Origin of the sequence: Corynebacterium heidelbergense, assembly GCF_028609845.1 — a bacterium.
Taxonomy (GTDB): domain Bacteria; phylum Actinomycetota; class Actinomycetes; order Mycobacteriales; family Mycobacteriaceae; genus Corynebacterium; species Corynebacterium heidelbergense.
The window spans coordinates 1,980,949-1,995,022 of record NZ_CP063191.1 but is presented as its reverse complement, the minus strand read 5'-3'; the positions used below and the strand labels follow the sequence as shown (position 1 = coordinate 1,995,022).

Below are 14,074 nucleotides of genomic sequence, written 5' to 3'. Positions count from 1 at the left end.
TCTAACAGCCATGGCGGCATCGTAGCAAGGTAAGGCTAACCTTTATAGGGAGAGCGGTGGGTATCACCTTTGCTGGGCAAATCCTTGCAGACCACAGGTGCTCTATTGGTCGATTACGGGCGGGGGCGTCCGACCAACCAATACGGGCACCACAGAATGCGCTGGCGATCCAGGCCCCATTCCCGGACGGCCATGGCGCGGACTAATTTGCACATGGTCCCCTCGCCGCCGACCCAGACGTATTCCGGGTGAGCTGCCGGATGCCCGGCGGAGCGTAGGGTCGCCATCGCGGTTTCGGCAGCGTCCGCCTGCTCGGACAGCGGAGCCCGAATGATGGAGAGGCTGCCGATGCGGGCAACCCACTCCTTGGTCATTCCCGGTTCGATATCCTCGTCCGATTCAACGATGGCCACGACGTGCATCCGGCTGAGCTGGGTGGGGTTATGGGTGGCCTGGAACTCCAGAATGGAGCGAATGGAGGGCATGGCCGCCGCGTCCGCCACCAGCAACTGGCGCTGGTGGGCGCGGTGCCACAGACCCCGAACCGTCCACACGCCGACTTTGTCCCCCGGGGTCGCGCAGGTGGCCCAGGTCAGGCCGGGGCCCGCCGTCGTTCCCGGGCCGATACTGCGAACGCCGTGGGTAACCACGTCGAAACTCAACCTGCACGAGGCTCGGTCTAATTGGCGGACGGTGTACCACCGCAAATCGGGGCGTTGGGCCTGGGGTACGCGGTTGAGCACGGCGCGCAGATTGCTGCCGGCGGGCACGTGGAGTAGGGCGGAAAGGTCCTCGATCGGTACGCCACTTTGTGGCATGAGGAGGCCGAAAAACTCGTCCGGTCCCGTCATCGTCCACGAGGCGATATCTCTCGCGTGCAGGGTGATGCGGCGCACGTTGCCGGCGATGAGCTCGTTGGACAGCACCTCCGCTGGGAACCAGCGATGTGGGGGCGCGGCGGGTTCGGTTAGCAGCGCGGTATCGCTGAAGGCGCTGGATATTGCTGATGTCACCGCCGCTCCTTTTCAAGGTGGTGCTCGGTTGCGAGGGTGCTCGACGATCGAGGGGGGTGAAAGGTTCGAAGGCGAGCTGGGTTAAGCAAGGCAAGCCTAACGTCTCGGCTAGGTTAGCACTACCTAAACTTGCACAGCAAGCGTCACTTAAACCATAGGGTTTTGCAGGTGGGGGCAGGTGCGTGCCATAATCTTCGGGTTGCCCTGGGCCACGTGTGGCCGTTGCAAGGGCGCAGACCGCGTGCGTGCGGGACGGAAATCCCACGCACATTCGCAAAATCTAGGTCTAACAAGGAGACTCAAGTGATTCAGCAGGAATCGCGTCTGCGAGTTGCCGACAACACCGGCGCCAGGGAAATCCTGGTGATCCGCGTGCTCGGCGGTTCCACCCGACGCTTCGCTGGCATCGGTGATGTCGTTGTAGCCACGGTGAAGGAAGCCACTCCCGGTGGCACCGTGAAGGCTGGCGACGTTGTCAAGGCCGTCATTGTGCGCGCCAAGAAGGAGACCCGCCGCCCGGACGGCTCCTACATTCGCTTCGACGAAAACGCTGCCGTCATCATCAAGGCCAACGACAACGACCCGCGCGGCACCCGCATCTTCGGCCCGGTTGCCCGTGAGCTGCGTGAGAAGAAGTTCATGAAGATCGTCTCTCTTGCTCCGGAGGTGCTGTAAATGAAGATCCGTAAGGGCGATACCGTCCTCGTAATCTCCGGCCCCGACAAGGGAGCCAAGGGCAAGGTCATCGAGGCCTACCCTCAGCGCGACAAGGTGCTCGTGGAGGGTGTCAATCGCATCAAGAAGCATGTGGTCAACTCCGCTCCCGAGCGTGGTGCAGAGTCCGGCGGCATCGTGACCCAGGAGGCTCCGATCCACGTGTCCAACGTCATGATCGTTGATTCCGACGGCAACCCGACCCGTATCGGCTACCGCTTCGACGAGAACGGTAAGAAGATCCGCGTGTCCAAGCGCAACGGGAAGGACATCTAACGATGAGCGACAACTACACCCCCCGTCTAAAGACGCAGTACCGCGGTGAGATCCGCGAGAAGCTGAACTCCGAGTTCGGCTACCAGAACGTCATGCAGATCCCCGGCGTGACCAAGGTCGTGGTGAACATGGGCGTTGGCGATGCTGCTCGCGATTCCAAGCTGATCAACGGCGCCCTCAACGATCTGACCCTCATCACCGGTCAGAAGCCGCAGATCCGCACCGCGAAGAAGGCCATCGCTAACTTCAAGCTGCGCGAAGGTATGCCGATCGGTGCCCGCGTCACGCTGCGCGGTGACCGGATGTGGGAATTCCTGGACCGCCTGCTGACCGTGGCCCTGCCCCGTATTCGCGACTTCCGTGGTCTGTCTGATCGCCAGTTCGACGGTCACGGCAACTACACCTTCGGCCTGTCCGAGCAGTCCATGTTCTACGAAATCGATGTGGACAAGATCGACCGGCCGCGCGGTATGAACATCACTGTCGTGACCAGCGCCACCAACGACGAGGAAGGCCGTGCCTTGTTGCGCGAGCTCGGCTTCCCCTTCAAGAAGAACGACTCCGCAAACTGAAGCGCTTCTTGCGACGGAGGTCGGGGTAATCCTCACGGTCCCCACCTAGTCCTTCGAGTGCGGACGGATCCCGTGCCCTGCCTTTCCCCTCTAGCGAGGGTGGAGGTGGGGCGCGGGATTTTTCGTTTTACCTGGGGATTTGGCTAAGCGGGCGTTAGAACACCACCACCCCTACGATAGCCGCGTTGAGCATATTCACCAGGAAACCGGCCATGAGGGCCAACGGCCCGAGCTTGGCCACCTCCCCACGGCGTTCAGGGCATAGCCCTCCAATCGAGCCAATCTGGATCGCGATGGAGGAGAAGTTCGCGAAGCCCGCAAGTGCGAACGTTGAGATCATCAGGGACTTCTGATCCAGTTTGGGAAGGTTATCGCCCATCGACGTGTAACCGACAAATTCGTTGATCACCGTCTTCTCGCCGATGAAGGAACCCACCAGTGGCGCATGGTCCCACGGAACCCCCATTGCCCAGGCGAGAGGCGCAAACACCCATCCGAACAACCCCTGCAGGGACCAATCCGGGTGGCCAAACCAGCTCCCGATGCCGCCAATGATCGCCGACAGCATGGTGATGATTGCGATGAACGCGATGAGCAGGCAGCCCACGGCCACGGCGATTCGCCCTCCGGCCATGGCGCCAGCCCCGATAGCGTCGATGATGTTTCGCGAATCCTCATCGCGCACGTCCTTAACGGTCGCATCGAGGGTGGATTCCTCCGTCTCCGGCCAAAAGGCCTTGGCCACAATGAGGGAGCCCGGAGCGTTCATCAGCGAAGCCGCCAGGAGATACTCCAGCGGTGCGCCAAGGAGCGAATAGCCGATGACGGTGGAACCTGCGACTGAGGCGAAGCCTCCGGTCATACAGGTGAACAACTCGGATTTCGTGAGCTTCGGCAGGTATGGGCGGATCACCAGGGGTGCTTCGGACTGGCCCAGGAAGATGACCGTCGATGCCCAAACGCTTTCGACTTTGGACGTCCCGAGCAGGCGTTTGAGAGCTCCCCCCAGGTAGTCGACGAAGTACTGGATCACGCGCCAGTAGTACAGCGCCCCGATGATCGCACCGAGGACAATGATGACGGGCAAGACGTTGAGGGCAAAGACGAAACCTTTGCCCTGGGGAAACAATCCCCCGAAGACGAACCTGGTGCCCTCGTTGGTGAATTCGGTGAGTTTTTCCAGCCCGTGCGCTACGGACTTCAGTGCATGAAAGCCAGGTTTCCACTTGAGCACCAGCAAGGCGAACGCGATCTGCAGCAGCAGCCCCACGCCCAGGGTCCGCCACTTGATGTGTTTGCGGTGGCGCGAAAAGATGACCAAGAAGGTGAAGATCAGCGCTATGCCGATCAGGCCTTGGAGCCTATCCATCAGTGGGTCCTTTACAATCCAGCGTGCTCAGTTGGGCCCCTAGACCAGCGCCGACCGGGTCATAGATCGGCGGGGCCGAAAGCGTGGGGAAGAAGATCGGCGAAGTCGATGACAACTGGCCCCTTGGTTTCCTTGTCTTCCACGACGATGGCTCCGCAATCGAACTCGTGGAGAACCTGTCGGCATGCCCGGCACGGATAACAGGGTGCCGCTTTAAGCCCGGCGGTAGCTGCCAGCACGATCTCCGGCCGGGGAGGCGCACTGTCGGCGGAGGGCGGACGGTTGGCACCGGTCTCGATGATCATGCGGCTGATAGCGCCGCGCTCTGCGCACATGCTCAGGCCGTAGGAGGCGTTCTCTACGTTGCAACCGGTGACGACGCTGCCGTCCTGCAGAAGAAGAGCGCATCCAACCGGAAAAGTGGAGTACGGGGCATAGGCGTGAGCGGCGGCTTCGCGGGCCCGATCCAGGAGTGCGTCTGGGGACATGGGGCATCCTTCCTCGTGGCATGTGGCCCAAGTCGAGTCCAAGGCGTGCTCGGTCGGCCAAAGAACGCGAACATCGGTACTCGGACAACCATTAAGCTACACAATGGATATGGCCCCCAGGCACCGTCCGCTCGCTGAATTCAGAACAGGAAGTACCTTTGGCCCGCGACAACGCCCCAGAACCATTCGACGCTGTTGACATCATCCGTCTCAAACGAGACGGCAACCCGCTAAGCGTGGAGCATATTGATTGGATCGTCGACGCTTATACCCGCGGCGTGGTGGGGGACGAGCAGATGGCCGCCCTAGCGATGGCCATCTTTATACGCGGCATGGAACCCGCCGAAGTCTTGCAGCTCACACAGGCGATGATCCGTTCCGGCGAGACACTGGACTTCTCCGGGTTAGGCAAAATCACTGCAGATAAGCACTCCACTGGGGGTGTCGGGGACAAGATCACCCTCCCGCTGGCGCCGCTGGTCGCTTCCTTCGGCGTTGCCGTGCCCCAGCTCTCGGGCCGCGGCCTGGGCCATACCGGCGGCACCCTGGACAAGCTCGAGTCCATCCCCGGTTGGCGCGCCGACATCGCCAACGACGAGCTGATGGAGATTCTCCGGGGTCCGGGCTGCGTCGTCTGCGCGGCCGGATCAGGGTTAGCCCCGGCGGATCGGAAGCTCTACGCGTTGCGCGACATCACCGCCACGGTGGACTGCATCCCCCTTATCGCCTCCTCCATCATGTCCAAGAAGATCGCGGAGGGAACTGCCTCTCTGGTGCTGGACGTCAAAGTGGGGTCTGGCGCGTTCATGAAGGACGAATTGCTGGCCCGGGAGTTGGCGACCACGATGGTGGCCCTCGGCAACGGCGCTGGCTGTACCACCACCGCCCTGCTGACGGATATGGATACCCCCTTGGGCCGGAAAGTTGGCAACGCGCTAGAGGTCGAAGAGTCAGTGGAGGTCCTGGCCGGGGGAGGGCCGGATGACGTCCGGGAACTCACCCTGGCCCTGGCTCGGGAGATGCTCGATGCTGCAGGTCTTTGGGACGCCGATCCCGCGCGAGCCCTGGACAACGGCCAGGCTATGGACACCTGGAGAGGCATGATCTCGGCGCAGGGTGGAGACCCCGATGCGGACTTGCCCACGGCGATGCATACGCACACTGTGACGGCGGATCAGGATGGCTACCTGGCCACCCTGGACGCGCTGGCCGTGGGGGTGGCCTCCTGGCGGCTCGGTGCGGGGCGGGCGCGCAAGGGGGATCCCGTGCAACCCGGCGCCGGCATTGAGCTGCGCAAGAAAATCGGCGAACCCGTTCGCGCCGGGGAAAAACTGTTCACGCTGCACACTGACACTCCAGAGCGCTTTGAGCGCGCCTTGGAAACCCTCGAACCCGGCTGGTCCATCACCGATGCGCCCCCGCGGGCCCGAGAGAGCGTCATTATCGACCGCATTGCTATCGACCGCACTGCTGGTTGAGCCCTAGGCCGAGCAATACTGCGCTTCAAGATGCGCACCCAGCCGATAGCTGGCAGTCTGAGTGCACACGCACTAATGCCACCCGTGCCTCTCCACATGGAGGGCCCCGGCTACATATGTGAGGTCCGCTGATGCTCACTCACCACAACACCACCATCAACATTTCCTGCAATGCCACGGGTCACTTTCGGCTAACCCAGAGGCACGCACTACTCAGTCTCGCGGTGACTGCTGTCGCCCTGCTCCTCGGTGTCCACTTGAGCCCCGTCGCTTGGGCCACGAATACCGGAACCGTCAAGGGAAACCACTCCTCCGAATGCACCCTGGATTGGAATGCCCAGACGGTCATGGACGAGAATTTGAAAAACGACGATCCCACTTATCCCAACCTGATGGTGGGATTGGATGGAAAACCGGTTGACTACTCGAACGGTGGGTACGTTTCCGAGGTCAGTTCTGCAGCGTTCGGCGATCCCGGCGAATTCGAATTGCAGCACTGGCAGGACAGAGGCGGCAAGAAGCAATTCTGGCGAATCCCGATCGCCACGAAACGGCCGGTCTCCAACCTGACTTTCACCTGGACGCCACCGGAGCAGCTCAAGAACGTTACCCCGGTGTTCGACCCCGTGTCGGCGAACGCAAAGATCGCATCGTGGGGGCCGCGCTATGCCCAGTACACGTGGAGCCCGTTGCCCGCTTCTTCCGCTGTGGCCAACCCAGACGGGTCCTGGACGGTGACCATTCCGCAGTTACTGCCGGGACAGGCAACCTTATTCCAGTTCAACTACCAGATGCCCTCGGACTTCAATATGGGCCAGCAGTTCCTGGGGACGGGCCACGTGACCGGCGGCTACCAGGATTCCAAGTGTCAGGGTTATCCCACACAGGCCCCTCAACCCTCCCCCGCCCTCAATACCTGTGAGGTGGAGTTTCTCGGGCGCACGGTGTGGAACATCTTCGATAAGGACATCACCGAACGCAACAAGTACTACAACGGCAGCGAAAGTGTTAACAACGGTGAGGTCAATGCCGACGGGTGGGGCCGGGGGGACACCCCCGCTGCATTCACCGCCGGTGCGGGACGTGACATGCGACTGTACGGTGCCACCAAGATTGCCCTGGAAAACGTGACCTGGGAGGTACTCCCGGTCGAAGGCGCGCAGTTCCTGCCGGGAACCCCCCAAGTCAGTAGCCCGGGATTAGGGCAGTTGCAAAAGAATGGTTACACGAACGCCGTTACGGGCTTCAGCGGCGATATCGCTCCGAGCGGGGCCAAAGGGACGATGGATTCCATGCCTGCGAATTCGTCCTATTCGTTCAACGCCCCCATTCAGCTCACCGGCGATAGCAACTACGTTGTGCTGTTCCATCGTCTCAAGGGCACGAAACCCGGCTGTGTGCCTGCGGCCTCCACCACTCCTTCCACGCCGCCGGAGGTAACCTCTACTCCCACCTCTACGTCGCCCAGCCCGAGCTCCCCGAGTGCCACCCCAACCCCCACCACCACTACGCCTGGCTCGAGCTCCCCGAGTGCCACCCCGACTTCCACTCCCACCTCTACGTCCCCCAGCCCCGGGTCACCCATCTCCACGACAACTGCACCGGGGCAACCGGAGAGCGGCCCTGCTAACCCGTCTGGCCCGGTTGGCACCCCGGCTACCGGTGATCCCGTGGACGGCCCGCAGAATCCGCCAGCTCAGGGTGCCCAACCCCAGGCGTCCAACCAGCAGCCGACCTTGGCGTCCACGGGTGCCCGGATCGCGGTACCGGTAGCGCTCGCCCTCGCGCTGATCGGCCTTGGTCTCGCTGCGGTCCTGAAGGGCAAGCGCCGCCCAGGGAAGGAGTAACCGGCAGAGGAAACCGAAGGGGAGGGGGTGGGTGAGCCTGGGTACCAGGTTCCTTCCTCCCCTCCGGGGCACCGGGCAGTCCCGTGCGCTCGGCCCTCCCTCCCTCGCCCGCCCTCCCTCGGGCCAGCCTTAGGCCAGATCCAGACCCAGGTCGAGGACCGTGGGAGAGTGCGTCAGCGCCCCGACGGCGATGTAATCCACCCCGGTGGCGGCGAATTCTGCGGCATCCTCGATGCTCAGCCCGCCACTGGCTTCCGTACGCACCCCGCCGCGCCGGGCAACGTCTACGGCAGCTCGGGCTGTTTTCGGGCTCATATTGTCCAACAAAATCAACGGGACTCTGGCAGTCACCGCCTCCCGCACTTGCTCCAGAGTGTCGCACTCCACCTCGATGGGGATGTTCGGCGCCTTTTCCCGAACCGCCCGCACAGCCGCGCCAATGGATCCGACTGCGGCGACGTGATTGTCCTTGATCAGCGCGGCGTCCCCCAGTCCCATGCGATGGTTGACGCCCCCACCACAGCGCACGGCATACTTCTGAGCGATGCGCAACCCCGGCTGGGTCTTGCGGGTATCCCGAACCCGCGCGGAGGTGCCGCGCAGCGCCTTTACCCACGCGTCCGTCGCCGTTGCCACGCCCGATAGCTGGGAGAGGATGTTAAGGGCGGTGCGTTCCGCGGTGAGGATGATGTGCAGCGGGCCACTGACGGTCAGCACTGTCGTGATGGGTCGAACGGTGCTCCCGTCCGCCGCCTTGATGTCTACCTGGCAGGCGGTGCTTTCCCCCGGGCTCCCGTCCGGCTGCGCGGGGTTGGGGGCGTCCACAATGATGGGCAGGATTTCGAAGGCCGCAGCGGCGAGAGGGACCCCCGCCAGGCACCCGGATTGCCGACTATTGATCGCCGCGGTTCCGCGTGCGTCCGTGCCGAGGGTGGCGTTTGTGGTGACGTCCGGGCCCCAGGATAGGTCCTCCGTGAGGGTGCTCAGTACGAGCTCGAGGGCGTAGTGCGTAGGTAACCCGAGGTCACGGGCGTTGTCCAGGGCTGTCCTCGTCGCCGTGGACAGGCAGGATAGTGCCGCCTCGAAGAGTGGGGAGGACGGGGTGGTTGGGCCAGTGCCGTCGGCCGAGCGCGCCGGGGATGGCGAGGCGATGTCCACCACCGGCTTACTCACCGCCGCCGGGTTGACCGATGGCGATCATCCGCTCCACGGACCCCCGCGCCCGCTCGGCGATGTCCGCCGGGACCTCCACCTCGTCGGTGCCGTTGCGCAGGCATTCCAGCAGCTTTGGCGGTGTGATCATCTGCATGAATGGGCACGCGGCCTCCGGGTTGACGGCGGTGAACTCGGTGTTGGGGTTCGCCTGACGGAGCTGGTGGAGCATGCCCACTTCGGTGGCGACCAGCACGGCGGAGTTGGTCTCCCCACGGGCCGCGTCCAACATCTGGCCGGTGGACATCACATGGGTGCGTTCTGCGTCGAACTCGCCGCTGCTGGCCATCCACAGGGCGGACGTGGTGCAGCCGCACTCGGGGTGCACGTACAGCTCGGCGTGCGGAGTCTCGCGCACGCGCTGTTCCAAGGAGGTGGGGGAGATGTCCGCGTGGACGTGACATTCGCCCATCCAAATGCGTAGGTTTTCGCGGCCGGTTTCCCGCTGCACATGCGCGCCGAGGAACTGATCGGGGCAGAAGAGGACTTCCCGGTCAGCGGGAATGGAGTTCACCACGTCCACAGCATTGGAGGAGGTGCAGCAGATATCCGTTTCCGCTTTTACCTCTGCGGTGGTGTTGACGTAGGAGACAACAACGGCCCCAGGATGCTCTGCTTTCCAAGCCCGCAGGTCCTCTGCCGTTATGGAATCGGCCAGGGAACATCCGGCATTGGCGTCCGGAATAAGAACCCTCTTCCCGGGGGAGAGGAGCTTCGCGGTCTCGGCCATGAAATGCACACCGCAGAAAACCACGGTATCCGCATCGGTATCGGCGGCAATGCGCGATAGGGCCAGGGAATCACCCACGTGGTGGGCAATGTCCTGAATCTGGGGCAGTTGATAGTTGTGAGCCAGGATGATGGCGTTGTTTTCCTCGGCGAGGCGGCGAACCTCGTGTGTCCAATCGCTCCAACGCTCCTTGCTCCACTGCTCCCAGGGGCGATCCGCCGTGACGGTCGTGGCGGACGCAGTTGTGGGGGCGGCAGTCGTGGGAGAAGCGGTGGAGCAGGAAACTGCCGCTGTGGCGGGAGATGGATGCGGGGATGGGGCCACGGTCATGGACGTTGCTGCCTTCGTCGGGGAGGGGAGGGTGCTTCGGTTTTCTTCTGTTTCCGGACGCCACCAACCGGGGCGCCGGTACAGACCATCGCGGGGAACGGAACGGCCCGGGAAAGGAGGCCGGTGCCCCGCATAGGCCTTTAGCTGGGGTAATGGGCAAAGTTTACATCACTGCCGGCGGGGCGGTTAACCCACGTGGACCCGGGGGCGCTCGGAAGGATTGCTTTCGGCGCGGCGCAATACTTCGTGGGCGACCGCAGCATTTTCTCCTTCGCCGAGGAAGAGGAAGCGGATGAAACTGGCAAAGGGATTGCCCTCGAACCACTCGAAGTAGGCGTCCGGAACAATGCCCGTCATGTCCCTAAGGTGGAGCAGCACGGCGGCCATGGAGTTGCCAATGGATGGTGCCTCCACTTGCAGCACATGATGGCCATAACGCTCCATTCCCTTCACCAGAAGGTCCGTGGAGAACTCCGAGGCATCACGTAGTTGAATTTCCACGAACAGCGGGATGAGGTCCCCGGGCAGGCGGTTGATGCGCCGTTGGACACTTTCCTTTTCCACGTAATCGGCGAAGGAATGGCGATGGGGGTCGTGGGCGATGAGGACAATGCGCTCGCCGCCCCCGGAGCGGACCACATGCTGGACTAATTCCACTGCCTTTTCATCGAAGGCCACGCTGCTGGTGCGCAGTTCGAAGGCCCGCTGGACGCGAGAGATGATGGATACCGCGATGATGGCGAGGATGAACAGCGAAGCCACCTGAACACCCTCGGGGCGTTCGATGATGTTGGTGATGGTGGTGTACAGGAAGACCACGGCCACGGCGGTGAAGCCGATGAATTGCTTCTTCTGAGCTTTCTTGCGGGCGGAGAGTGCCACAGCCACTGCCGCGGAGGTCATGAGCACCAGCACGCCGGTGGCGTACGCGCCGCCCTGGGCGTCCACATCCGCTTTGAAGTAGACCGTGACGGCAACGGCGATGAGACCGAAGACCAGCACCAACGGCCGGGTGAGGCGAGCCCACTCGGGGGCCATGCCGTAGCGGGGCAGGTATCGCGGCACGAGGTTGAGCAGGCCGGCCATTGCGGAGGCCCCGGCGAACCACAGGATGAGGATTGTGGAGATGTCGTAGACGGTGCCGAAACCGTTCCCCAGCCGTTCGTGCGCCAGGTAAGCCAGGGCGCGGCCATTGGCGCTGCCGCCGGGCTGGAACTCCTCCTGGGGGATGAGCAGGGTGCACACCGCAGAGCTGAGCAGGAGAGCAATGGACATGATCGTTGCGGATGTCGCCAGCAATTTACGGGCGCCGCGGATGCGCTCCTCCAGGTTGCGCGCCCGGATCTGGGGCATCACGGCCACGCCAGTCTCGAAACCGGACATGCCCAAAGCGAGCTTGGGGAAGACGATGAGGGAAATGCCGATCATCGCCGCCCAGTTGCCGCCGTGCTGGCTTTCCGCAAGGTTCCGCCACTCCAGGACGACGTGGGGTTCGGAGAAGATACCCACCACCCCGGTGACCAGGACGATGACATTTAACGTGAGGTAGACAAAGACGAGGATGACGGAAACCCCAATGACCTCCGTGAACCCCTTGAGGAAAACCGCTGCCAGTAACGCGAGCATAGTGAGGGTGACCCATAACGTCGCGCCGTGGAGCCAGTGCGGGGCTAAGGGGTTGGAAACCAAGTGCTCGGCGGCGTCTGCCGCGGACAGGGTCATGGTGATAAGGAAGTCCGTTGCGGCGAAGCCGAGAAGGACCAGGACGAACAGCTTGCCCCACCACCGGGGCATGAGGCGCTCCAGCATGCGGATAGAACCCTCCCCGGTGGGGGATTCCTGGGCCACGCGGCGGTAAACGGGCAGGGCGCCCAACACGGTGAGCAGAACGAGCACGATCGTGGCCAGCGGGGCCAACAGTCCGGCCGCGAGCATCGCGATGCCCGGTTGATAACCGAGGGAGGAGAAGTAGTCCACACCGGTGAGGCACATGACCTGCCACCAGGGGCGACGGTGCTCCTTGTTCGGTGGGGTCCCGTGCGGGCCGGGCAAGGTGTGGGCCGGTTCACCCTCGTCTTCGTTGGGTTTGAGGAGCCACCTTTTGAAACCGCTCGGTTCCTGGGGAGGATCCACCTGAGCCAGGGCGGCCCCCGGGGACTCCTGGTCAGCGGAGGTGGGCTCTGCGCCCATGGGCCGAGCCAGTGACTGGGGGCTCGGGCCATTGCCTGCGTTGGATGAGTTCACAGAGGAAAATGCTACGCCCGTGAAGTGGTTTCTAACCTGCTGCGAGCATCGAATTCCTACGCAGAAGGGGGTGGCAGGTTGGCAGACCCCAAGAGTGGCCGGGACTAGCGTGCTAACTTTCGAGTGGAGAGGGTTCGTTTCGGTTGCCTCGACGAGATGAAAGCAGGGGATCGGCATGCAGAGCGGACTAAAACCGAACCGTAAGACGGCGCGGATAGCTGTTCTCGCTGCGTGTGGCGTAGGTGCCTTGCAGTGTGCCGGCTGTAGTACCCCGCATCATTCGGACCCCGTGCAATCCCCGGCCCCGAGCAGTGCGGTGGCCATGCCATCCCCCAGCTTGGGCGGAGGCGCCCAAGCTGGGGCGCAGCGGAGTCCGGCGCAGTACCCGCGGTTCGCCGCTGGGCCGAATACCACCGAGGGGTTTGCCCAAATCGTGTACGACACCTTCATCCAGCAGTGGATCAGTACTGGCAACGCCAACCAGACTGTCGTGGCGACTTCCCCGTCCACGTCAACGACGTACACCATGAGCTGTTCGGGTGGGGCAACCGTGCATTGTGCCGGCGGGAACGACGCCCACGTTTACATCTATTCCGATGCCGGCGGGGGTGGTTCCGCACCGAGTGGTGGGGCAGCCGGAGGCGGAGCTCCAGCCCCGGGTACTTCCGGCGGGTCGGGCGCTACCGGCAACTACACGTTCACCGGGACGGTGCGGGCCAGGAGCATGCAGGAATTCAAGGCCAGTTACCAGCCGGAATACGCAAACCCCATTAGCCCGGGTGAGAGGGTTGTTTTCCTGCAACTGGACGCCCCGGCCACCGTCACGGCGAAGAACGGAGGGGACAATGGGAGCAGGGAAAGCACAACGAGAGAGTTGTTCCTGGATTATGGGCAGGCTCCGCTGCGAAGCCAGTATGCGAACCGCAATGGCGAGCACGTCAGCATAACCGTGGACCTTTCCCAATGCCGGTGGCCCTCAGATACCCGGCCCCCTTTGGGATCCCTAGGGTGCGCAGGAGTGTCCTAGCACCGCGCTGACGGGTCCCCGGTGGGAAGTGACGGTTCCCCGCAGGAGGCAGCGTTTTACCTCCTGAGAGGAAGCCGCTGCCGGGCGAGAAGGCAGGATTTTGGCCAAGTTTCCGCCGGTTGCTAGGCTTATTCAGTCTTCCTGTGCCCAATCGGGTTACGGAAGCGTGTCCCTGCCCGGATGTGGGGACACTTCCCGTACATCAACTTTGTTGTAGGCCCCTCGCCGCTGCGGCCGAGCGACACACGGTAGCGAGCGCCCCAGGCTATTTGGCCTGGAGGAGCGTGATTAGTCACCGTCCAAGCCCGGTAACGCCTAGGTGGATCTAGCGGGAACCGCAACGAGAAAGGTTTATAGGTCGCTTATGACCATGACTGACCCCATCGCGGACATGTTGTCTCGCGTGCGGAACGCTTCCAACGCGTTCCACGATTCCGTCTCGATGCCTTCCTCCAAGCTCAAGGTGAACATCGCCGAAATCTTGAAGCAGGAGGGGTACATCGCTGATTACACCGTCGCCGATCGTGAAGACGGCAAGGCTGGCAAGACCCTGCAGATCGAGCTGAAGTACGGTCCCTCGCGGGAGCGTTCTGTGGCCGGTGTGCGCCGCGTGTCTAAGCCCGGCCTGCGTGTGTACGCAAAGTCCAACAATCTGCCGAAGGTTCTCGGCGGTCTGGGTGTGGCCATTATCTCCACCTCCCAGGGCCTGCTGACCGACCGTGAGGCCAACAACAAGGGCGTGGGCGGCGAAGTCCTCGCCTACGTCTGGTAGAG

General features: G+C 63.0%; 13 protein-coding genes. 7 read left to right on the top strand and 6 right to left on the bottom strand.

The window, feature by feature from the left end; all coding sequences use genetic code 11:
• Nucleotides 1-113: 113 nt before the first annotated feature.
• Entirely contained in the window at nucleotides 114-1,013 is a 900-nt protein-coding gene (locus tag CHEID_RS08835; RefSeq protein ID WP_112770131.1) for a siderophore-interacting protein, read from the bottom strand.
• Between the two features lie 303 nt (nucleotides 1,014-1,316).
• Here CHEID_RS08835 and rplN point away from each other — a divergent pair, with 303 nt between their 5' ends.
• Genes rplN through rplE form a run of 3 tightly spaced genes read left to right on the top strand, consistent with a single transcriptional unit; the run spans nucleotide 1,317 to nucleotide 2,575 of the window.
• Nucleotides 1,317-1,688, top strand: coding sequence for a 50S ribosomal protein L14 (gene rplN / locus CHEID_RS08830; RefSeq protein WP_112770132.1), 372 nt, complete (start codon nucleotides 1,317-1,319; stop codon nucleotides 1,686-1,688).
• Nucleotides 1,689-2,003, top strand: a complete 315-nt coding sequence (gene rplX / locus CHEID_RS08825; RefSeq protein ID WP_112770133.1) for a 50S ribosomal protein L24 — start codon at nucleotides 1,689-1,691, stop codon at nucleotides 2,001-2,003. It begins immediately after the preceding gene.
• 2 nt (nucleotides 2,004-2,005) lie between these two features.
• Nucleotides 2,006-2,575: a 50S ribosomal protein L5 gene (gene rplE / locus CHEID_RS08820; RefSeq protein ID WP_112770134.1), complete on the top strand. Its 570-nt coding sequence runs from the start codon at nucleotides 2,006-2,008 to the stop codon at nucleotides 2,573-2,575.
• Between the two features lie 154 nt (nucleotides 2,576-2,729).
• Here rplE and CHEID_RS08815 read toward each other — a convergent pair whose 3' ends face one another.
• Together CHEID_RS08815 and CHEID_RS08810 are read right to left on the bottom strand one after the other, a co-directional pair.
• A complete protein-coding gene (locus CHEID_RS08815; RefSeq protein ID WP_112770135.1) occupies nucleotides 2,730-3,944 on the bottom strand; it encodes a NupC/NupG family nucleoside CNT transporter in 1,215 nt (404 codons plus the stop codon).
• A 59-nt stretch (nucleotides 3,945-4,003) separates the two neighbouring features.
• Entirely contained in the window at nucleotides 4,004-4,474 is a 471-nt protein-coding gene (locus CHEID_RS08810) for a cytidine deaminase (RefSeq protein WP_273661104.1), read from the bottom strand.
• A 116-nt stretch (nucleotides 4,475-4,590) separates the two neighbouring features.
• Here CHEID_RS08810 and CHEID_RS08805 point away from each other — a divergent pair, with 116 nt between their 5' ends.
• Complete coding sequence (locus CHEID_RS08805; protein ID WP_112770137.1) at nucleotides 4,591-5,910, top strand: thymidine phosphorylase; 1,320 nt, start codon at nucleotides 4,591-4,593, stop codon at nucleotides 5,908-5,910.
• 131 nt (nucleotides 5,911-6,041) lie between these two features.
• Nucleotides 6,042-7,757 (top strand): hypothetical protein, encoded by a 1,716-nt coding sequence (locus CHEID_RS08800; RefSeq protein WP_273661103.1) that lies wholly within the window; start codon nucleotides 6,042-6,044, stop codon nucleotides 7,755-7,757.
• Between the two features lie 129 nt (nucleotides 7,758-7,886).
• On the opposite strand, the gene nadC is transcribed toward CHEID_RS08800, so the two are convergent.
• The 3 genes from nadC to CHEID_RS08785 all read right to left on the bottom strand — a co-directional run bounded on the left by nadC (nucleotide 7,887) and on the right by CHEID_RS08785 (nucleotide 12,021).
• Entirely contained in the window at nucleotides 7,887-8,798 is a 912-nt protein-coding gene (gene nadC / locus CHEID_RS08795; RefSeq protein ID WP_112769128.1) for a carboxylating nicotinate-nucleotide diphosphorylase, read from the bottom strand.
• Between the two features lie 124 nt (nucleotides 8,799-8,922).
• The gene (gene nadA, locus CHEID_RS08790; RefSeq protein ID WP_112769101.1) at nucleotides 8,923-10,029 is read right to left on the bottom strand and encodes a quinolinate synthase NadA; all 1,107 of its coding nucleotides are present in this window, start codon (nucleotides 10,027-10,029) and stop codon (nucleotides 8,923-8,925) included.
• Between the two features lie 186 nt (nucleotides 10,030-10,215).
• Nucleotides 10,216-12,021 carry an amino acid permease gene (locus CHEID_RS08785; protein ID WP_202973253.1) on the bottom strand — a complete coding sequence of 602 codons (1,806 nt, stop codon included), beginning with the start codon at nucleotides 12,019-12,021 and terminating at the stop codon, nucleotides 10,216-10,218.
• Between the two features lie 574 nt (nucleotides 12,022-12,595).
• On the opposite strand from CHEID_RS08785, the gene CHEID_RS08780 reads away from it, so the two are divergent.
• Together CHEID_RS08780 and rpsH are read left to right on the top strand one after the other, a co-directional pair.
• The gene (locus tag CHEID_RS08780; RefSeq protein ID WP_146743832.1) at nucleotides 12,596-13,300 is read left to right on the top strand and encodes a hypothetical protein; all 705 of its coding nucleotides are present in this window, start codon (nucleotides 12,596-12,598) and stop codon (nucleotides 13,298-13,300) included.
• Between the two features lie 364 nt (nucleotides 13,301-13,664).
• A complete protein-coding gene (gene rpsH / locus CHEID_RS08775) occupies nucleotides 13,665-14,072 on the top strand; it encodes a 30S ribosomal protein S8 (RefSeq protein ID WP_112769104.1) in 408 nt (135 codons plus the stop codon).
• The last annotated feature ends 2 nt before the right edge of the window (nucleotides 14,073-14,074 follow it).

Excerpts from the sequence above, each read along its gene's own strand:
- nadA (WP_112769101.1), bottom strand. The coding sequence starts at position 10,029 with ATGACCGTGGCCCCATCCCCGCATCCATCTCCCGCCACAGCGGCAGTT.
- CHEID_RS08780 (WP_146743832.1), top strand. The coding sequence starts at position 12,596 with ATGCCATCCCCCAGCTTGGGCGGAGGCGCCCAAGCTGGGGCGCAGCGG.
- rpsH (WP_112769104.1), top strand. The coding sequence starts at position 13,665 with ATGACCATGACTGACCCCATCGCGGACATGTTGTCTCGCGTGCGGAAC.
- CHEID_RS08785 (WP_202973253.1), bottom strand. The coding sequence starts at position 12,021 with ATGTGCCTCACCGGTGTGGACTACTTCTCCTCCCTCGGTTATCAACCG.
- CHEID_RS08815 (WP_112770135.1), bottom strand. The coding sequence starts at position 3,944 with ATGGATAGGCTCCAAGGCCTGATCGGCATAGCGCTGATCTTCACCTTC.
- rplE (WP_112770134.1), top strand. The coding sequence starts at position 2,006 with ATGAGCGACAACTACACCCCCCGTCTAAAGACGCAGTACCGCGGTGAG.
- CHEID_RS08800 (WP_273661103.1), top strand. The coding sequence starts at position 6,042 with ATGCTCACTCACCACAACACCACCATCAACATTTCCTGCAATGCCACG.
- rplX (WP_112770133.1), top strand. The coding sequence starts at position 1,689 with ATGAAGATCCGTAAGGGCGATACCGTCCTCGTAATCTCCGGCCCCGAC.